Here is a 19,482-nt window from a genome sequence, read left to right as displayed (position 1 = left end):
CGGCCAGAGGCCTTGCCCTTCAGGCCGTCCAAGCCCGCGCAGGCAGGCTTGGAGCCGCGGCCCTCAGCCCCCTGCCGGGGGCGACACCAGCGGCCCGGCAAAGCCGGTTCCGCGGTGTTCCTGGAAAAGAGATCGGAGCAACAACATGACGAAGACAGATGAACTGATGTCCACCGCCGAGATCCTCGGCGGTCTGGTCGGCGCGCTGGCCACGGGCCGCATCCGCGTGGTCGACCTTACGCAGACGCTCACGCCGGAGTTTCCGCAGATCGCACTGCCGCCCGAGATGGGCCAGTGCTGGCCCTTCCGCATCGAGGAAGTGTCGAAGTACGACGAGCGCGGGCCGGGCTGGTACTGGAACAACTTTTCGTGCGGCGAGCACACCGGCACGCACTTCGATGCGCCGATCCACTGGATATCCGGCCGCGATCTGCCGAACAACTCGGTCGACACCATCCCCGTGCAGCACTTCGTGGCGCCGGCGTGCGTGATCGATTGCTCGGAGCAGGTGAAGGCCGATCCCGACTACCTGTTGACGGTGGAAGACATCGAGCGCTTCGAGGCGAAGCATGGCCGCATCCCGAAGGGCGCGTGGGTGCTGATGCGTACCGACTGGTCGAAGCGGCACGATCCCGAGGCCTACCAGAACTTCGACGAGACCGGTCAGCACACGCCGGGCCCGAGCACGGAGGCGGTGCGCTTCCTCGTCGAGCAGCGCGATGTGCTGGGCTTCGGCTCCGAAGCCATCGGTACCGATGCGGGGCAGGGCTACCACCTGCGGCCACCGTACCCCTGCCACTACTTCATGCACGGGGCGGGCCGCTATGGCCTGCAGTGCCTGAGCAACCTCGACCTGCTGCCGCCGACCGGCACGGTGCTGATCTGCCCGCCGCTCAAGATCGAAAAAGGCAGCGGCAGCCCGCTGCGCGTGCTGGCGCTGGTGGGGGCTGCCGCATGAGCGGTCTTGGCTCCTCCTCCCGCTTGCGGGAGAAGGCGGGGGATGAGGGTGCCTTGCGCGGCGCTCACCCTCACCCCAACCCTCTCCCGCAGGGTGGGAGAGGGGGCAATACAAGGAGAGCACGATGAACCTCACGCATCCTGTCGCCGCCGTCACCGGCGGCAGCGCCGGCATCGGCAAGGCGATCTGCGCCGACCTGCTCGCGCAAGGCTACGAGGTGGTGTCGCTGGCGCGGCGCCGATGCGAGATCAACCATCCCAAGCTCTTCAACTTCGAGGTCGACCTGATGGACCGCGCCGCCACCGCGCAGGCCGCGCAGGAGATGGCGCAGCGCTTCGAGGTTCGAACGGTGGTGCACAACGCGGGCGTGATCCGGCCGGCGTTGCTGGCCGAGGTCCGCCTCGAGGACCTCGATGCGTTGGCCGAACTGCATCTGGGCTGCGCAATCCAGCTCGTGCAGGCCGCGTTGCCTGCGATGCGCGCGGAGCGCTTCGGCCGCATCGTGCTCATGTCCTCGCGCGCCGCCGTGGGCCTGGCCACGCGCACGAGCTACTCGGCCACCAAGGCCGGCATGCTGGGCATGGCGCGCACGTGGGCGCTCGAGCTCGCGGCCGAGGGAGTGACCGTGAACGTGGTGGCGCCGGGCCCGATCCGCACCGACATGTTCTACGACGTGGTTGAAGCCGGCAGCGAGAAGGAGCGCAAGCTCGCTGCGTCGGTGCCGGTACAGCGCCTCGGCGAGGCCGCCGACGTGGCACGGGCCGTGCGTTTCTTCGTGGACCCGGCCAACGGCTTCGTCACCGGCCAGGTGCTCTATGTGTGCGGCGGCACCAGCGTGGGCAGCCTGGCCCTTTAGGGCAGGCCCTAATGGTGCGTTGCGCGCTCGTTTACCCGAATCCTCGTTTGTCTCGCTTGTCATTGGGCTGTCGTCTCGCTAGTATTGTTTAGGTCTAAACATTTCACAAATCATCTTCAGGCCCCACTTCACCTCCGGAGGATCGTCATGAGAGTTCCAAGCCCCATCCGCGCCCTGGCAGGCATCGTCCTCGGCATCGGCGCGCTGAGCGCAGCCAGTGCCTGGGCCGCCGACTACAAGGTCGGCTTCATTACCTCGCTGTCGGGGCCCGTGTCTTCGCTGGGCATTCCCTATGACAAAGGCATGAAGGCTGCGCTGGCCTACAAGCCGGAGCTCAATGGCCGGAAGATCCAGTTGGTCCAGCTCGACGACGCGTCCGATCCGTCGACCGCCGCGCGCAATGCACGCAAGATGATCGACGAGGACAAGGTCGACGTCATCATCGGAACGGCCGGTTCTCCCGGCGCGCTGGCCATTGCCGCGGTGGCGCGCGAGACGAAGACGCCGCTGATCGCCATCGCCAATGCCAACCTCCCGGGCGAGGAAGGTGCATGGATGGTCACGCTGCCGCAGCCCGCGCCGCTGATGCTCGATGCGGTGGTCGACCAGATGAAGAAGTCCGGCGTGAAGACCGTGGGCTACATCGGCTTTTCCGACGCCTGGGGCGACCTGGTCTACGACGCGCTCACCAAGAGCGCGCCGGCCGCCGGCATCAAGGTCGTGAGCAACGAGCGCTTTGCCCGCGCCGATGCGTCGGTCACGGGCCAGGTGCTGAAGATCGTGGCGCTGCGTCCCGATGCGGTGATCACCGGCACCTCGGGCACGCCCGGCGCGCTGCCTTATCTCGCGCTTGCGGAGCGCGGCTACAAGGGCCAGATCTATGGCATGCATGCGCTCATCAACCCCGACTTCGTGCGCGTGGGCGGCAGTGCGGTCGAAGGCCTGCTGGCGCCCACCGGGCCGGTGATCGTGGCCGAGCAGCTGCCCGACTCCAATCCGATCCGCAAGGTCTCGATGGACTTCCGCGCGGCCTACCAGAAGGCCAACGGCGCGGTGCCGACCGATGCCTTCTCTGCGTACACGTTCGACGCCTGGCTGCTGTTCCTCGACGCCGCGCAACGCGCGAAGGGCGAGCCCGGCACGCCTGCGTTCCGCTTGGCGCTGCGCGATGCGATCGTGAACACCAAGGAGCTGGTGGGCACGCACAGCGTCTACAACTTCAAGCCGAACGACCGCTATGGCTCCGACGAGCGTTCGCGCGTCGTCGTCAAGCTCGAAAAAGGTCAATGGAAACTGGTCCCCTGAACATGAAGAACATCGCACGTTTCATCGGCCTCACGGCCATCGCCCTGGCGGCTGCGCAGGCCACGGCCGCCGATCTCAAGATCGGTTTCATCAGCTCGCTGTCCGGGCCTGTTTCGGCACTGGGCATTCCATACGAAAAGGGCATTCGCGCCGCCATCGCCGAGCACCCGCAGCTCGCCGGCCACAAGGTCGAGCTGATCGTGCTCGACGATGCCTCCGACCCGACTACCGCGGGACGCAATGCACGAAAGCTCGTGACCGAGGACAAGGTCGACGTGCTGATCGGCAGCTCGGGCGTTCCCAACGCGATGGCCATCGCCGCGGTGGCGCGCGAGCTCAATACGCCGCTGATCTCGCCGACGCCGGTCACCATCCCGGGCCCCGAGGGCGCTTGGACCGTGACGGTTTCGCAGCCCTTCCCGCTGATGGTCGCGGGCGTGGTCGAGAAGATGAAGCAGTCGGGCGTGAAGACGGTGGCCTACATCGGTTTCTCCGATGCCCTGGGCGACCTGGCCTACGACTCGCTGGTGAAGAGTGCGGAGGCCGCCGGCATCAAGGTGGTGGCCAACGAGCGCTATGCGCGCTCCGATTCCTCGGTGGCCGGCCAGGTCTTGAAGATCATCGCGAGCCGGCCCGACGCAGTCTTCGCCGGCAACTCCGGCACGCCAGGCGCGCTTCCCTACCTGGGCCTGTCCGAGCGCGGCTACAAGGGCCGGATCTACGGCACGCACGGGCTGATCAATGCCGACTTCGTTCGCGTGGGCGGCGCCTCGATCGAGGGCCTGCAGGTGCCGAGCGGCCCGGTGCTGGTGGCCGACCAGCTGCCAGCCGACAACCCGATCAAGAAGGTGTCGATGAACTTCCGGAACGCCTACCAGAAGGTGCACGGCGCGGTGCCGACCGACGCCTTCTCTTCCTACACCTACGACGCATACCTGTTGCTCGCCGATGCCGCCTCCCGCACCAAGGGCGAACCGGGCACGCCGCAGTACCGCACGGCGCTGCGCGACGCCATCGTGAGCACCAAGGAGCTGGTGGGCACGCACGGCGTCTACAACTTCAAGCCGGACAACCGCTACGGCTCCGACCAGCGCGCGGTGGTGGTGGTGCGGATGGAAAAGGGCCAGTGGAAGCTGGTGCCCTAGTCGCGGCACAAGAGCAGGCCGTCCGGCGATGAACACCTACCGCGACCGTCCAGAAGCCATCCGTGCGCTGGTCCAGGAGGACCGCGTGCACCGTGATCTCTACCTGAGTGAGGAACTGTTCGCGCTGGAGCAGGAGCGCTTCTTCGCCAACACCTGGCTCTACGTGGGCCACGCGAGCCAGGTGCCGAACGCCGGCGACTACTGGGCGCTGGAGCTGGCCGGCCGCCCGGTGATGATGGTGCGGCAGGCCGACGGCGCGGTGCGCGTGTTCTACAACCGCTGCGCGCACAAGGGCAGCCGGCTTGTGACGGACGAGAGCGGCAATGCAGGCAAGTTCTTTCGCTGCCCGTACCACGCCTGGACCTACAAGCTCGATGGCGCGCCGCTCGCGATTCCGCTCAAGTCCGGCTACGAAGGCACGCGGCTGAAGGAGTGCGAATCGGGCCGCGGCCTGGTCGAGCTGAAGAACACGGCGGTCTATCGCGACTTCGTGTTCGTGCGGCTCGCCGATGAAGGCCCCGGCTTCGAGGCGTACTTCGGCGAGGTGCTGGGCGCGATCGACAACATGGTCGATCGCTCGCCCGAGGGCCGGCTCACGGTGGGCGGCGGCGTGCTGCGCAACATCATTCATTGCAACTGGAAGATGTACCTCGAGAACATCAACGACACGGTGCACCCGATGTCGACGCACGAGTCGGCCACGCAGGCGGCCGACACGCTATGGCAGGGCCGCGCGCCGGACGAGCCCAAGCCGATGGCGATGGAGCAGATCCTGCCCTTCGGCTCAGGCTACGACTTCTTCGACAAGATGGGCGGGCGCGTGTTCGCCAATGGCCACAGCGTGCTGGGCATCAACTTCAGCATTCACTCGAATTACGCGCAAATGCCCGAGTACGAGTCAGCGATGCGCGAGGCGCATGGCGCGGAGCGGGCGATGGACATCCTGCAGCGCTCGCCGCAGAACTCGGTGCTCTTCCCCAGCCTTTCGGTCAAGGGTTCGCCGCAGGCCATCCGGGTGATCCGGCCGCTGGGCGCGAACCGCACGCTGATCGAGGCGTGGAGCTTCCGCGCGGCCGGCGCGCCGGACCTGCTTTTCGAACGTTCGATGACGTACAACCGCCTCGTCTTCTCGCCGATGTCGGTGGTGGCGCACGACGACGTGCACTTGTTCGAGAGCATGCAGCGCGGCCTGGCGGCCGGCGGCAACGAATGGGTCAGCCTGCATCGCAACTTCGATCCGGCCGAGCTTGCCCAGGACACGATCACGACCAACGGCACCAACGAGTTGCTCATGCGCAACCAGTTCCGCGCCTGGGCCAAATACATGGCGGAGCCCACGGCATGAGAGAGGCGCAGGACTTCGTCGCGCACGAGGCGGCCCTGCTCGATGCCGGCCGCTTCGACGACTGGCTGGCGCTCTTCGCCGACGATGGCCACTACTGGGTACCGTTGCAAGGTGCCGCGCAGGCCGATCCGCTCTCGCACAACTCCATCGCATACGAAGACCGCTTGCTGCTGCAGCTGCGCATCGAGCGCCTGAAGAATCCGCGCGCCCACTCGCAGCATCCCCGAAGCCACTGCCAGCATGTGCTGCAGCGCTCGGTCGTGGAGCAGGACGACGAGGCCGGCCTTGCACTCGCGACGCCCTTCATCTACGTGGAAGCGCGCGGTGATGAGCAGACGCTGCTGGCCGGCACCTGCCGCCATCTGCTGGTGCGGCATGGCGAAGCTTTCCTGATCCGCCGCAAGCGCATCGACCTGCTGAACGCCGGCCGTGCGCTGCCCGCCGTCCAGTTGTTCATCTGACCATTCCACTTTCACCCTCGAGGAGCCCCGACATGACGAAGAGCTTGATGAAGACCCTGGCGCGCAGCGCGCTGGGTACGGCCCTGGCCGCCGGATTCGCGATCACCGCCTTCGCGGCCGACCTCAAGGTGGGGCTGAGCGTCTCGCTCTCCGGCCCGAACTCCTCGCTGGGCGTTCCCTACGCCAAGGGCATGCAGGCCGCGCTGGCCTACAAGGGCGAGGTCAACGGCCGCAAGATCCAGCTCATCGTTCTGGATGACGGCTCCGACCCGACCACCGCCGGCCGCAACGCGCGCAAGCTGGTAGACGAGGAGAAGGTGGACGTGCTGATGGGCACCTCCGGCGTGCCGGCCGCGATCGCGATGGCGCAGGTGGGCCGCGATGCGAAGGTGCCGATGATCGGCCTCACGCCGATCCAGCTCGACCCGGCGGAGAACGGCTGGGTCTTCACCGTCGCGCAGCCTACGCAGCTGATGATCGACGCGGTGGTCCAGCGCATGAAGAAGGACGGCGTCAAGACCGTGGGCTACATCGGCTTCTCCGATGCCTGGGGTGACCTGGTCTACAACGCGCTGATGAAGTCGGCGCCGGCGGCCGGCATCAAGGTGCTGGGCAACGAGCGCTATGCGCGGGCCGATGCCTCCGTCACCGGCCAGGTGCTCAAGCTGCTGGCGATGAAACCGGACGCAGTGATGACCGGCGGCGCCGGCACGCCGGGTGCTTTGCCCTTCCTGGCGCTGAACGAGCGCGGCTTCAAAGGGCCGATGTACGGCCAGCACGGGCTGATCAACCCCGACTTCGTGCGGGTGGTCGGTGCCGCAGGGCAGGGCGCGCTGATGCCGACCGGCCCGGTGATCGTCGCCGAGCAGCTCCCGGACGACTATCCGACCAAGAAGATCGCGATGGACTTCCGCGCCGCCTTCCAGAAGGTCAACAACGCGCCCACCAGCGACGCGTTCTCCGCCTACTCCTTCGACGGCTGGCTGGTGTTCACCAATGCGGCGGCACGCGCCAAGGGCGAGCCGGGCACGCCGGAGTTCAGGCAGTCGCTGCGCGACGCGATCGCCAGCACCAAGGAGGTGGTGGGTACGCACGGGGTCTACAACTTCAAGCCGGGCGACCTCTACGGCGTGGACGAGCGCGCACGCGTGATCGTCAAGCTCGAGAACGGCCAGTGGAAGCTCGCGAACTGACGCCCCCGGGCGGCAGCGGAAAGAAGCGGAGGACTCTTCAATGACACCCGACGTGGCACTGATCCTGGGCATCGATGGCCTGGCGAACGGCGCCGTTTATCTTCTGGCCGGGCTGGGGCTGGTGCTGATCTTCTCGGTCACGCGCGTGGTCTTCGTGCCCTTCGGCGACGTCGCGGCCTTTGCCGCGCTGTCGCTGGCCGCCTTCGAAACGGGCCGCGTGCCGCCCACCATCGGCCTGGTCCTGGTGCTGACCGCGCTCGCACTCGCGACCGAGGTCGGCAGCCTGGTGCGGCGCGGCGAGACTGCGCGAATTCCCAAGGCCCTGCTGGGCTGGGGTGTGCTGCCGCTCGTCCCCTGCCTGCTGGCCTGGCTGGCGAGCCGGCCGGGCGTGCCGGCGCCGTTGCACATCGCCTCGGCGGTGCTGCTGGTGGTGCCGATCGCGCCGCTGCTGTCGCGCGTGGTGTTCCAGCCGATCGCGGACGCTTCGGTGCTGGTGCTGCTGATCGTCTCGCTGGCACTGCATTTCCTGCTGTCGGGCCTCGGCCTGCTGTTCTTCGGGCCCGAAGGGTCGCGCACCCAGCCGCTGGCGGGCGGCGCGATCACGCTCGGCGACGGCTTCACGGTGAGCGGCCAGGTGGTCCTGATGGTGGCGGCAGCGGTCGTGCTCAGCGGCCTGTTCTTCCTGGTGTTCGAGCGCACGATCGCCGGCAAGGCGCTGCGCGCCACGGCGGTCAATCGCGTGGGCGCACGGCTGGTCGGCATCCGGCCGGCGCGCACGGCGCTGCTGGCCTACGGCTGCGCCTCGCTGCTCGCCGGCCTGATCGGCGTGCTGATCGCGCCGGTCACCACCATGTATTACGACTCGGGCTTCATCATCGGGCTCAAGGCCTTCGTGGCGGCCATCATCGGCGGGCTGGTGAGCTACCCCATGACGGCGATCGGCGCACTGGCGGTGGGCGTGGTGGAGAGCTTCGCCTCCTTCTGGAGCGGCGCGCTCAAGGACGTGATCGTCTTCAGCCTGCTGATTCCGGTGCTGATGCTGCGCTCCTTCATGAGCGTGCACGCGGAAGAGGAAGAAGAGGAGGTGGACCAATGAGCACGGCACAAACGACCGAAGCTGCGGTTTCCGTCGGCAGCGCGCCGGCAGGCACATCCGCGAAGCGCCTGCCCAGGCGCTGGCTGTGGATCGGCCTCGTCGTCGTGGTGCTGGCGCTGTTGCCGCTGCTGGCGGGCAACTTCACCGTGTCGCTGCTGAACGATATCGGCATCGGCGCGCTGGTGGCGCTGGGGCTGGTGCTGCTGACCGGCATCGGTGGGGCAACCTCTTTCGGACAGGCCGCCTTCGTCGGCATCGCGGCCTATGCCACCGCCTGGCTCAGCACCGCGCAGGGGCTGTCGCCCTGGCTCGGACTGGTGTTCGCGCTGGGCCTGACCGGGCTCTCGGCGCTGGCCATCGGCATGCTCACGCTTCGGCTGGGCGGGCACTTCCTGCCGCTGTCGACCATCGCCTGGGGGCTGTCGATCGCGATGCTGTTCGGCAATGTCGATGCGCTTGGGCGCCACACGGGCTTGTCGAACATCCCGGCACTCAGCATCGGCGGCTGGTCGCTGGCCGATCCGAGCGCCATCTACTACCTGATCTGGGCGTTGGTCGGCCTGGCCATGCTGTTCAGCCACAACCTGCTGCAGTCGCGGCCGGGCCGCGCGATCCGCAGCCTGCGCGGCGGCGCGATCCTGCTGGCCAGCGTGGGGGCCGACGCGTACCGCGTGCGCCTCACGCTGTTCGTCACTGCCGCGCTGTTCGCGGGCCTCGCGGGCTGGCTCTACGCGCACATGAACCGCTTCGTGAGCCCCTCGCCCTTCGACGTGCGCGCCAGCATCGAGTACCTGCTGATGGCGGTGGCCGGCGGGCTTGGGCACCTGGCCGGCGCGCTGGTCGGCTCGGCGCTGGTGCTGATCCTCAAGAACGGGCTGCAGGATGTGCTGCCGCTGCTGACGCAGCGTGCCGGGCAGTTGGAGGCGGTCGCGTTCGCCACGCTCTTCATCCTGCTGCTGCACTTCGCGCGCGGCGGGCTGATGGGCTTCGTGCGGCGCTGGACCCACCAGCGCGCGCGGGCCCATGCGCCGCGCGCACCCTTGGCCGCGGTCGAGCCGTTGCCGCATCGCACGCTGCCGGAGCGCGGTTCGCCCATCCTCTCGGTCACGGGCGCGGTCAAGCGCTTCGGTGGGCTGGTGGCAGTGAACGACGTGAGCTTCGAGGTGAACGTCGGCGAGATCATGGGCCTGATCGGACCCAACGGTGCGGGCAAGTCGACCATGTTCAACCTGCTGACCTGCACCGCGCCGATGACAGCCGGGCAGGTGCGCTTCCTCGGCCACGATATCGCGGGCATGCCGCAGCGCAAGGTCGCGCGGCTGGGGTTGGCGCGCACCTTCCAGCACGTCAAGCTGCGCCCGCACATGACGCTGCTGGACAACGTCGCGCTGGGTGCGTATGCGCGCACCGGCGCGGGTGTGCTCAAGGCGGGGCTGCGGCTGGACCGCGCCGAGGAGCGCCAGGTGCTGCAGGAAGCGCAGCGGCAGCTCGACCGCATCGGCCTGGGCGAGCGTGCCCACGAGCTCGCGGGCAGCCTGCCGCTGGGCACGCAGCGCATCCTGGAGATTGCCCGCGCCCTCGCGGCCGACCCGGTGCTGCTGGTGCTGGACGAGCCGGCGGCCGGACTCCGACGCAAGGAGAAAATGGCGCTGGGCGACCTGCTGCGCAAGCTGCGCGAGGAGGGCGTGACGATCCTGATCGTGGAACACGACATGGACTTCGTGATGAAGCTGGTGGACAGGCTGGTGGTGATGAATTTCGGTTCCAAGCTGGTCGAAGGCGTGCCGTCCGCGGTGCGGGCGGACCAGCGGGTGCAGGCCGCCTATCTGGGAAGCGTCGTATGACCGCCATGCTCGAAATTGGCGACCTGCACGTTTCTTATGGCCAGGTCGATGCCGTCCGCGGCGTCTCGCTCAACCTGGAACACGGCCAGATCATCTCGGTGATCGGCCCCAATGGCGCCGGGAAGACCACGCTACTGGCCGCCGCCATGGGCCTGCTGCCTTGCAAGGGCGTGCTGCGCTTCGAGGGCGAGGACCTGCACGGGCTCGACGTGGAGGCGCGCGTCGAGCGTGGCCTGTGCCTGGTGCCCGAGAAGCGTGAGCTCTTCGGCGAGCTCAGCGTGCTCGACAACCTGCAGCTCGGCGCCTTCGGCAGCAAGCTGCGCAGCGATGCGTTGAAGAAGCGGCTCCAGTCCGTCTACGACCGCTTCCCGCGCCTGGCCGAGCGCCGCGCGCAGCGTGCCGACACGCTCTCGGGCGGCGAGCGCCAGATGCTGGCGGTGGGCCGCGCGCTGATGTCGGCGCCGCGCCTCTTGATGCTCGACGAGCCCAGCCTCGGCCTGGCGCCGCTGATCGTGCGCGACATCCTGGCCATCGTGCGCAAGCTGCGCGAGGACGGCGTGTCGATCCTGCTGGTCGAGCAGAACGCGCGCGCGGCGCTGGAGAGCTCGGACCACGGCTACGTGCTGGAAACGGGCGAGATCGCGCTGACCGGGGCTTCGCAAGAGCTCGCCAGCGATCCGCGCGTGCAGGCCACCTACCTGGGCGGGGGCACGAACGATGACGACTGAAGGCCGCGCCAGTCCGCTGCCTCCTGCGCAGCGCACGCTGCCGGGGATGCTGGCGCACCAGGCGGCCCGATTCGGGGAGCGGCCGCTGCTGCGCATCGCGGGCCGGTCGTGGACGCATGGAGACGCGGCGCGCGCCGCTGGCGCGCGTGCCGCGGCGCTGGCGCAGGCCGGCGTGCAGCGCGGCGACCGCGTCGCGGTGATGAGCGGCAACCGCGTCGAGTTTCTCGAAGTGTTTCTCGGCTGCGGCTGGCTCGGGGCCGCCATGGTGCCGATCAACACGGCCTCGATGGGCCCGCAGATCGAATACTTCCTGCACAACAGCGAGGCGAAGCTGCTGGTCATCGAAGCGGCCTTCGTCGAGCGCCTGCTGGCCGCGGATCTGGCGCGCACTTCGCTGCGCCAGATATGGGTGCTGGATGCGAGCGACGGCGTTGCGGCGCCGGGCGTGCGCACGCTCGCCTATCCCGCAGCGGGCGAGGCACTGCTGCCAGCCGCGATGCAGCCGGGCGACCCGCTGGCCATCCTCTACACCTCCGGCACCACCGGCCCGGCCAAGGGCGTGGTGTGCCCGCACGCGCAGTACTACTGGTGGGGGGTCAACAGTGCGGATGTGCTCGGCGTCGGGCCCGAGGACGTGTTGTGCACCACGCTTCCCCTCTTTCATATCAACGCGCTCAACACCTTCGCGCAGGCGGCGCTCACGGGGTGCGAGGTCGTCTTCGAGCCGCGCTTCTCGGCCTCGGGTTTCTGGCCGTCGATGCGGGCCTCGGGCGCGACGGTCGTCTACCTGCTTGGCGCCATGGTGCCGATCCTGCTCGCGCAGCCCGAAGGACCCGGCGAGCGCGACCATCGCGTGCGTGTCGGGCTGGGCCCCGGCGTGCCGGAGTCCGCGAGCCGTTCCTTCCTGGAACGCACGGGCGTGCGGCTGCTGGAGGGCTACGGCTCCACCGAGACCAACTTCGCGATCGCCACGGCGCCCGAATCACCGCGCGGCGGCGTGATGGGTTGGCTGCGGCCGGGCTTCCAGGCCCGCGTGGCGGACGAGCACGATGCCGCGCTGCCCGACGGCGAGGCCGGCGAGCTGCTGCTGCGCGCCGACGAGCCCCATGCCTTCGCGAGCGGCTACTTCAACATGCCGGAGAAGACGGTCGAGGCCTGGCGCAACCTGTGGTTCCACACGGGCGACCGCGTGGTGCGCGAGGCCGACGGGGCCTTCCGTTTCGTCGACCGCATCAAGGATGCGATCCGCAGGCGCGGGGAAAACATCTCTTCCTTCGAGGTCGAGCAGGTGCTGCTGAGCCATCCGGGCGTTGCCGCCTGCGCGGTCTATCCCGTGCGCTCCGAGCTGGCCGAAGACGAAGTGATGGCCGCCCTGGTGGCGCGCGAAGGGCGGCGCCTCGACCCGGCCGAACTGCTCGCCTTCTGCGAGACCCGGCTGCCGTACTTCGCGCTGCCGCGCTACCTCGACCTGCTGCCGGACCTGCCGCGCACCGAAAACGGCAAGGTGCAGAAGTACAAGTTGCGCGAGCGCGGCGTGACGGCCGTCACCTGGGACCGCGGGCCTGGCGGCCGGGCGCCAGCCAAGGACTGAAGCCGTGTCGACGCCGTCCTCGCTGTTCTCGCTGGAGGGGCGCTCGGCGTTCGTGACCGGCGCGGGGCAGGGGCTTGGCGCGGCCATCGCGCGCGGGCTGGCCGCAGCCGGCGCGCGCGTGATGCTGACCGACATCGACGAGCATGGGGTCGAGGGCATGGCCGCCTGCTTGCGCGACGCCGGGCACGAGGCCATCGCGATGCCGCTGGACGTGCGCGACGAGGCCGACTTCTGGCTGTGCTTCGACGCTGCGGTGCAGCGCTTTGCCGGCGTCGACGTGATGGTCAACAACGCCGCCCGCACACCGTCGACTTCGCTGTGGGACATCGGCGCCGAGGAGTGGGACGACGTCCTGGCCATCAACCTGCGCGGCAGCTTCTTCGGCTGCCGGATCGCAGGGCGCCACATGCGCGAGCGCGGCGCGGGCCGGATCGTCAATCTCGGCTCGATCGCCGGACAGCAGGCCAGCGCGGCCACGGGCGTGCACTACGCAGCCTCGAAGGCGGGCGTGATCGCGCTGACCCGTGCGTTCGCCCAGGAGCTCGCGCCGCATGGTGTCACGGTGAACGCGGTAGCGCCTGCCGCGGTGCGCAGCCCGATGCTCGAGGCGATGGACGAGGCGCGGCAGCGAACGCTGGCCGCCGGCATCCCGCTCGGGCGCTTTGGCGAGCCGGACGAGGTGGCCGCGGCGGTGGTCTACCTGGCGTCGCCAGCCGCCGCTTTCGTCACCGGCGCGACGCTGGACCTCAACGGCGGACGCCTCATGCGCTAAGAGGTGCACGTCGCCGCCGACCACTGCAGTGATTCAGGACTGGACAATTCAGCTATGCAAGCACATTCAATGACGGGCCGCCACGTGCTCGTGACCGGCGCCGCACGCGGCATCGGCGCCGAGATCGCGCGCACCCTGGCGGCCGAGGGTGCGGCGCTGACCCTGCTCGGGCGCGACCGCGCGGCGCTGCTGCGCGTGGCCGACTCGCTGCCCGGCAGCGGCCACGGCGTCGTGACTGCCGACGTGGCCGACGCCGAGGAGGTGGCCGCGGCCTTCGCGCAGGCGCGCGCCGAGCGCGGGCCGGTGGCCATCCTCGTCAACAACGCCGGCGCGGCCGAGAGCGCGCCTTTCATGAAGACGTCCGTCGCGCTGTGGCAGCGGATGCTGAGCGTCAACCTGACGGGCAGCTTCCTGTGCGCGCAGGCGGCGCTGCCGGGGATGCTCGAGGGGGGCTGGGGCCGCATCGTCAACATCGCGAGCACGGCGGGGCAGAAGGGCTATGCCTACGTCAGCGCCTACACGGCGGCCAAGCACGGCGTGATTGGGCTGACGCGCTCGCTGGCGCTGGAGGTGGCCCGCAAGGGGGTGACGGTGAATGCCGTGTGCCCTGGCTATACCGACACCGACATCCTGCGCGACAGCGTCAGCAACGTGGTCGGCAAGACGGGGCGCAGCGAGGCCGAGGCGATCGCGGAGTTCGCGGCGGTCAATCCGCAGCGCCGCATCGTGCAGCCGGCCGAGGTGGCGGATGCGGTGCGCTGGCTCTGCGGCGAGGGCGCTGCGTCGGTCAACGGGCAATCGATTTCTGTTTCCGGCGGCGAGGTCACATGAGGCAGAACGACGCTTCGCATGCACTCCTGAGCGACGCGCAGGAGTTGGGCCACGAGGCCCGTGCCGGCACCGGCGACCATGCGGTCCTGAAGCTGTGGCTGCGCATGCTGGCCAGCACCACCCAGATCGAGGCCGAGATCCGCAAGCGCCTGCGCGAGAACTTCGACATTTCGCTCGCGCGTTTCGACTACATGGCGCAGCTCTATCGCTACCGCGAGGGGCTCAAGATGCGCGTGCTGTCCCGCTACCTGATGGTGACCGGCGGCAATGTCACCGGGCTGACCGACGAGCTCGAGCGCGAGGGCGTGGTGCAGCGCTCGTCGAGCCCGGAAGACCGCCGGGCCTGGATCGTGAGCCTGACGCCCAAGGGCCGCCGCGGCTTCGAGGCGATGGCGAAGGCGCACGAGGAATGGCTGCTGGAGCTCTTCGCGGGGCTGGACGAGAAGGCGGTGCAGCAGCTGTATTCGCAGCTCGGGGCGCTGCGCGTGCACCTCGTGCGCTAGGCCTTTTTGTCTTGGCGAGGTCCCTGGGATAAACTCACGCCTCCATGTTCATTCATCACGTCATTCAGACAGGTCAAGGCGGCCGGGGAGCCTGGCCTTGGCGCACGCCATCGTTGCAGCCTGTTTGATTGCACGGCGCGCGCCGTGCGCCCACGGCCGAAGTCCATCGCGACGCGGCCACCTCTCATGTGAATGACACCGGCGACCACGTGGCGTCGCCGGCCGACGGAGACCCCACCCCGTGATCACCGAACTTGAATTCAAGAGCCTCAGCGCGCAGGGCTACAACCGCATTCCGCTGATGGTCGAGGCCTTTGCCGACCTCGAAACCCCGCTGTCCCTCTACCTGAAGCTGGCCCACGCCAAGGAGGGCGGCCGCCACAGCTTTCTGCTGGAATCAGTGGTAGGCGGCGAGCGCTTCGGCCGCTACAGCTTCATCGGCCTGCCGGCGCGCACGCTGCTGCGTGCCAGCGGCTTCGGCACCGAAGCGCGAACCCAGGTCGTCACCGGCGGCAAGGTGGTCGAAGAGGCCCGCGGCAATCCGCTGGACTTCGTCGCGGCCTACCAGAAGCGCTTCAAGGTGGCCTTGCGGCCCGGCCTGCCGCGCTTCTGCGGTGGACTGGCCGGCTACTTCGGCTACGACACGGTGCGCCATATCGAGAAGAAGCTTGAACAGAGCTCCCCGCCCGACACGCTGGGCTGCCCTGACATTCTCTTGCTGCAGTGCGAAGAGCTGGCGGTGATCGACAACCTCTCGGGCAAGCTCTACCTGATCGTCTACGCCGACCCGGCCCAGCCGGAAGCCTATGCCAATGCCAAGCGGCGACTGCGCGAGCTGCGCGAGCAGCTGAAGTACTCGGTCAGCGCGCCGCAGGTGCGGCCCACCCAGGCGCATCCGCCGGAGCGCAGCTTTGCCAAGGCCGACTATCTTGCGGCGGTGGAGCGCGCCAAGGAGCTGATCGCCGCCGGCGACTTCATGCAGGTGCAGGTGGGCCAGCGCATCAGCAAGCGCTATACCGAATCGCCGCTGTCCCTGTACCGCGCGCTGCGGTCGCTCAACCCCTCGCCCTACATGTACTACTACGACCTGGGCGACTTCCACGTGGTGGGCGCCTCGCCGGAGATCCTGGTGCGCCAGGAGCAGACGGGCGCGGGCGAGCAGAAGATCACCATCCGCCCGCTGGCCGGCACCCGTCCGCGCGGCGCCTCGCTCGAGCTGGACAAGGCGGCCGAGCAGGAGTTGATCAACGACCCCAAGGAGCGTGCCGAGCACGTGATGCTGATCGACCTGGCACGCAACGACATCGGTCGCATTGCCAAGACCGGAAGCGTGAAGGTGACGGAAGCGTTCGCGATCGAGCGCTACAGCCATGTGATGCACATCGTGAGCAATGTCGAGGGCACCTTGAAAGACGGGATGACCGCCATCGACGTTTTGAAGGCCACCTTCCCCGCAGGGACCCTGACAGGCGCGCCGAAGGTGCACGCGATGGAGCTGATCGATCAGTTGGAGCCCACCAAGCGCGGCCTCTACGGCGGCGCCTGCGGCTACATCAGCTATGCGGGTGACATGGATGTCGCGATTGCCATCCGGACCGGGATCGTCAAGGACCAGATGCTGCACGTGCAGGCGGCGGCGGGCGTGGTGGCTGATTCGATCCCCGAGTTGGAGTGGAAGGAAACCGAGGCGAAGGCGCGCGCGCTCCTGCGCGCCGCCGAACTGGTCGAGGAAGGGCTCGAGTGATGGCCGACGACTTCCAGAACACCGATTTCTCGCACGAGATCATCGGTGCCGCCATCGAGGTGCAACGGGTGCTCGGCGTCGGCCTGCCGGCCGAGGTGTACGCCGCCGCGCTGGAGATCGAGCTCGCCGAGCGCGAGATCGGCTTCGTGCGGGACGTGCCGGTGTCTGCGAGCTACAAGGGCCGCTCGCTCGGCGAGGTCTGCCGCGTGGGCTTCGTGGTCGAGCAGTCGGTCGTGGTCGAGGTGCGGGCGGTCGACGCTTTGACGGAACTGCATCGCGCCCAGGCGCAGGCCGCGGTGCGGCTGTCGGGGCTGCCGTTGGGCTTGCTCGTCAATTTCAACGTGTTCCCGGTGGTCAAGGGCGTGCACCGGATCGGAGCGAAGCCATGAAACTGCTGATGATCGACAACTACGACAGCTTCACCTACAACCTCGTCCAGTATTTCGGCGAGCTGGGTGCGGAGGTGGAAGTGCACCGCAACGACGAGATCACAGTCGAAGAGGTGGGGGAGCGCATTGCCGCTGGCGTCGGGCGGCTGGTGATCTCACCCGGGCCGTGTTCGCCGGCCGAAGCCGGCATCTCGGTGGCGGCGATCAAGGCGTTTGCCGGAACGCTGCCGATTCTTGGCGTGTGCCTGGGCCATCAGGCGATCGGCGCCGCCTTCGGCGCCCGCATCGTGCGTGCGCAGCAGCTCATGCACGGCAAGACCAGCGAGATCACGACAACGCGCGAGGGCGTGTTCGCGGGGTTGCCCGAGAAGTTCGTGGTCAACCGCTACCACTCGCTGTCGATCGAGCGCGACTCATGCCCGGGCGAGCTCAAGCGCACGGCCTGGACCGAGGACGGCGAGATCATGGGCGTGCGCCACACCGGTTTTGCGCAGGCGGTGCGCATCGAGGGCGTGCAGTTCCATCCCGAATCCATCCTCACCGAGCACGGCCATGCCATGCTCAGGAACTTCCTGGAGTGAAGCGATGAGCCATCCCCTGGTCGACCTGCGCAGCGACACCGTCACCCGGCCCACCGCGGCGATGCGCGAGGCCATGCTTCAGGCGCCGCTGGGCGACGACGTGTTCGGCGACGATCCGAGCGTCAACGCGCTGCAGTCGCAGATTGCCGGAATGCTGGGGTTCGAGGCGGCGCTGTTCGTGCCCACGGGGACGCAGAGCAACTTTTGCGGCATCCTGGCCCACTGTCAGCGCGGCGACGAGTACATCGTGGGCCAGATGGCGCACTGCTACCGCTGGGAAGGTGGTGGCGCAGCGGTGTTCGGCAGCGTGCAGCCGCAGCCGCTGGACCATCAGCCGGACGGCACGCTGGCCCTGGAGGACATCGCTGCCGCGATCAAGCCCGATGACGCGCACTTCGCCCGCACCCGCCTGCTGGCGCTGGAGAACACGCTGGGCGGCAAGCTGCTGCCCTTCGACTATGTGGAGCAGGCCACGCAGCTCGCGCACCGCAAGGGTCTCGCGCGGCATCTCGATGGCGCCCGCCTCTTCAACGCGGCGGTCGCGCAGGCGGCGCAGCGCGGCACCGCTGCGCGAGACGAGGTGCGGCGCATCGCCGGGTGTTTCGACAGTGTGTCGGTCTGCTTCAGCAAGGGCCTCGGCGCGCCGGTCGGTTCGGCGCTGTGCGGATCTCGCGAACTGATCGCGCGCGCCCACCGCATCCGCAAGATGGCCGGCGGCGGCATGCGCCAGGCCGGGATGCTCGCCGCCGCGGCATCGCATGCGTTGCAGCATCACGTCGATCGCCTCGCGGAGGACCACGCACTGGCGCGCCGCCTCGCTGATGGCCTGGCAGGAATTGCCGGGCTGCAGGTGGAGGCGCCGCAGACCAACCTGCTCTTCGTCGATCTCGTGGGCGAGGCACAGGCACGCTCCGCCGACCTGCTGGCGCACCTGAAGCGCGAGGGCGTCCTTGCCACCGGTCTGTACCGCCTGCGTTTCGCGACGCACCTGGACGTCGACGGCGACGGCATCGACCACGCCATTGCCGCCATACGGAGCTTTTTCTATGCCTGAGGCGCATTCGCTGCTGCGCTTCATCCGTTCAATGACCCAAGGAAGACTTCATCATGTCCATCACCCCACAGGAAGCCCTGCAGCGCACCATTGAGCATCGCGAGGTGTTCCATGACGAGATGCTGCACATCGTGCGTCTGATCATGAGCGGCGAGTGCTCGCCGGTGATGATGGCGGCCCTCATCACCGGCCTGCGCGTCAAGAAGGAAACCATCGGCGAGATCACCGCTGCCGCGCAAGTGATGCGCGAGGTCTCGACCAAGGTTCCGGTGGCGGACACCCGCCACCTGGTCGACATCGTGGGCACCGGCGGTGACGGCTCGCACACCTTCAACATCTCGACCTGCGCGATGTTCGTGGCTGCCGCCGCGGGCGCCAAGGTCAGCAAGCACGGTGGCCGCAGCGTGAGCAGCAAGTCCGGCAGCGCCGATGTGCTGGAGTCGCTGGGCGTCAACATCAACCTGAAGCCCGAGCAGATCGCGAAGTGCATCGCGGACGTGGGCATCGGCTTCATGTTCGCGCCCAATCACCATCCGGCCATGAAAAACGTCGCGCCGGTGCGCAAGGAACTGGGCATCAAGACCATCTTCAACATCCTCGGGCCCCTCACCAACCCGGCCGGCGCGCCGAACATCCTGATGGGCGTGTTCCATCCGGACCTGGTTGGCATCCAGGTGCGCGCGCTGCAGCGGTTGGGCGCGGAGCACGCGCTGGTGGTCTACGGGCGCGACGGCATGGACGAGATCTCGCTCGGCGCAGCCACCATGGTTGGCGAACTGAAGAACGGCGAGGTGCGCGAGTACGAACTGCATCCGGAGGACTTCGGCTTCGCCATGTCGAGCAACCGCACGCTGCGCGTCGAGACCCCCGAGCAATCGAAAGCGATGCTGCTGGGCGTGCTGGACAACCAGCCGGGGCCAGCGCGTGACATCGTGATTCTCAATGCGGGGGCGGCACTCTACGCGGCCGACCTGGTCGACTCGATGGAGGGCGGGATCGCGCGCGCCCGTGCAGCACTGGAGTCGGGAGCGGCGAAGGCCAAGCTGGCCGAACTGGTCCAGATAACCAACGCCGCCTGAGAGGGGA

19 protein-coding genes are annotated in these 19,482 nt (G+C 68.4%); all 19 read left to right on the top strand.

Going from position 1 to position 19,482, the window contains the following annotated elements; translation table 11 throughout:
- Nucleotides 1-145 precede the first annotated feature (145 nt).
- The 19 genes from E5CHR_RS27715 to trpD all read left to right on the top strand — a co-directional run bounded on the left by E5CHR_RS27715 (nt 146) and on the right by trpD (nt 19,475).
- Nucleotides 146-958 (top strand): cyclase family protein, encoded by an 813-nt coding sequence (locus tag E5CHR_RS27715; protein ID WP_162582996.1) that lies wholly within the window; start codon nt 146-148, stop codon nt 956-958.
- A gap of 124 nt (nt 959-1,082) precedes the next feature.
- Nucleotides 1,083-1,814, top strand: coding sequence for an SDR family oxidoreductase (locus E5CHR_RS27710; protein ID WP_162582995.1), 732 nt, complete (start codon nt 1,083-1,085; stop codon nt 1,812-1,814).
- A 147-nt stretch (nt 1,815-1,961) separates the two neighbouring features.
- Nucleotides 1,962-3,119 carry an ABC transporter substrate-binding protein gene (locus E5CHR_RS27705; protein ID WP_162582994.1) on the top strand — a complete coding sequence of 386 codons (1,158 nt, stop codon included), beginning with the start codon at nt 1,962-1,964 and terminating at the stop codon, nt 3,117-3,119.
- A 2-nt stretch (nt 3,120-3,121) separates the two neighbouring features.
- A complete protein-coding gene (locus E5CHR_RS27700) occupies nt 3,122-4,264 on the top strand; it encodes an ABC transporter substrate-binding protein (RefSeq protein WP_162583931.1) in 1,143 nt (380 codons plus the stop codon).
- A 28-nt stretch (nt 4,265-4,292) separates the two neighbouring features.
- Nucleotides 4,293-5,609 (top strand): aromatic ring-hydroxylating dioxygenase subunit alpha, encoded by a 1,317-nt coding sequence (locus E5CHR_RS27695; protein ID WP_162582993.1) that lies wholly within the window; start codon nt 4,293-4,295, stop codon nt 5,607-5,609.
- The gene (locus tag E5CHR_RS27690) at nt 5,606-6,070 is read left to right on the top strand and encodes an aromatic-ring-hydroxylating dioxygenase subunit beta (RefSeq protein WP_162582992.1); all 465 of its coding nucleotides are present in this window, start codon (nt 5,606-5,608) and stop codon (nt 6,068-6,070) included. Before E5CHR_RS27695 ends, E5CHR_RS27690 begins: the two co-directional genes overlap by 4 nt.
- Nucleotides 6,071-6,117: 47 nt before the next feature.
- Entirely contained in the window at nt 6,118-7,263 is a 1,146-nt protein-coding gene (locus E5CHR_RS27685) for an ABC transporter substrate-binding protein (RefSeq protein ID WP_443083128.1), read from the top strand.
- A 40-nt stretch (nt 7,264-7,303) separates the two neighbouring features.
- Nucleotides 7,304-8,359, top strand: coding sequence for a branched-chain amino acid ABC transporter permease (locus E5CHR_RS27680; RefSeq protein WP_162582990.1), 1,056 nt, complete (start codon nt 7,304-7,306; stop codon nt 8,357-8,359).
- Entirely contained in the window at nt 8,356-10,203 is a 1,848-nt protein-coding gene (locus tag E5CHR_RS27675; RefSeq protein ID WP_162582989.1) for a branched-chain amino acid ABC transporter ATP-binding protein/permease, read from the top strand. Before E5CHR_RS27680 ends, E5CHR_RS27675 begins: the two co-directional genes overlap by 4 nt.
- The gene (locus E5CHR_RS27670; protein ID WP_162576729.1) at nt 10,200-10,931 is read left to right on the top strand and encodes an ABC transporter ATP-binding protein; all 732 of its coding nucleotides are present in this window, start codon (nt 10,200-10,202) and stop codon (nt 10,929-10,931) included. The genes E5CHR_RS27675 and E5CHR_RS27670 overlap by 4 nt, the downstream gene beginning before the upstream one ends.
- A complete protein-coding gene (locus E5CHR_RS27665; RefSeq protein ID WP_162582988.1) occupies nt 10,921-12,522 on the top strand; it encodes an ATP-dependent acyl-CoA ligase in 1,602 nt (533 codons plus the stop codon). Before E5CHR_RS27670 ends, E5CHR_RS27665 begins: the two co-directional genes overlap by 11 nt.
- A 4-nt stretch (nt 12,523-12,526) precedes the next feature.
- Nucleotides 12,527-13,294, top strand: coding sequence for an SDR family NAD(P)-dependent oxidoreductase (locus E5CHR_RS27660; RefSeq protein WP_232062212.1), 768 nt, complete (start codon nt 12,527-12,529; stop codon nt 13,292-13,294).
- A 54-nt stretch (nt 13,295-13,348) separates the two neighbouring features.
- The gene (locus E5CHR_RS27655; RefSeq protein ID WP_162582987.1) at nt 13,349-14,125 is read left to right on the top strand and encodes an SDR family NAD(P)-dependent oxidoreductase; all 777 of its coding nucleotides are present in this window, start codon (nt 13,349-13,351) and stop codon (nt 14,123-14,125) included.
- Nucleotides 14,122-14,628 (top strand): MarR family winged helix-turn-helix transcriptional regulator, encoded by a 507-nt coding sequence (locus tag E5CHR_RS27650; protein ID WP_162582986.1) that lies wholly within the window; start codon nt 14,122-14,124, stop codon nt 14,626-14,628. Before E5CHR_RS27655 ends, E5CHR_RS27650 begins: the two co-directional genes overlap by 4 nt.
- Before the next feature lie 241 nt (nt 14,629-14,869).
- Nucleotides 14,870-16,372: an anthranilate synthase component I gene (gene trpE, locus E5CHR_RS27645; protein WP_162582985.1), complete on the top strand. Its 1,503-nt coding sequence runs from the start codon at nt 14,870-14,872 to the stop codon at nt 16,370-16,372.
- Nucleotides 16,372-16,761 carry a GxxExxY protein gene (locus tag E5CHR_RS27640; RefSeq protein WP_162582984.1) on the top strand — a complete coding sequence of 130 codons (390 nt, stop codon included), beginning with the start codon at nt 16,372-16,374 and terminating at the stop codon, nt 16,759-16,761. Before trpE ends, E5CHR_RS27640 begins: the two co-directional genes overlap by 1 nt.
- Nucleotides 16,758-17,342: an anthranilate synthase component II gene (locus E5CHR_RS27635; protein ID WP_162582983.1), complete on the top strand. Its 585-nt coding sequence runs from the start codon at nt 16,758-16,760 to the stop codon at nt 17,340-17,342. The genes E5CHR_RS27640 and E5CHR_RS27635 overlap by 4 nt, the downstream gene beginning before the upstream one ends.
- A gap of 4 nt (nt 17,343-17,346) precedes the next feature.
- Entirely contained in the window at nt 17,347-18,396 is a 1,050-nt protein-coding gene (gene ltaE, locus E5CHR_RS27630; RefSeq protein ID WP_162582982.1) for a low-specificity L-threonine aldolase, read from the top strand.
- Between the two features lie 53 nt (nt 18,397-18,449).
- Complete coding sequence (trpD, locus tag E5CHR_RS27625; protein WP_162582981.1) at nt 18,450-19,475, top strand: anthranilate phosphoribosyltransferase; 1,026 nt, start codon at nt 18,450-18,452, stop codon at nt 19,473-19,475.
- The last annotated feature ends 7 nt before the right edge of the window (nt 19,476-19,482 follow it).

Origin of the sequence: Variovorax sp. PBS-H4 (genome assembly GCF_901827205.1) — a bacterium.
In the GTDB taxonomy this organism is placed as follows: Bacteria; Pseudomonadota; Gammaproteobacteria; order Burkholderiales; family Burkholderiaceae_C; genus Variovorax.
The sequence above is the reverse complement of the archived record's forward strand: the minus strand, read 5'-3'. Positions and strand labels throughout refer to the sequence as shown.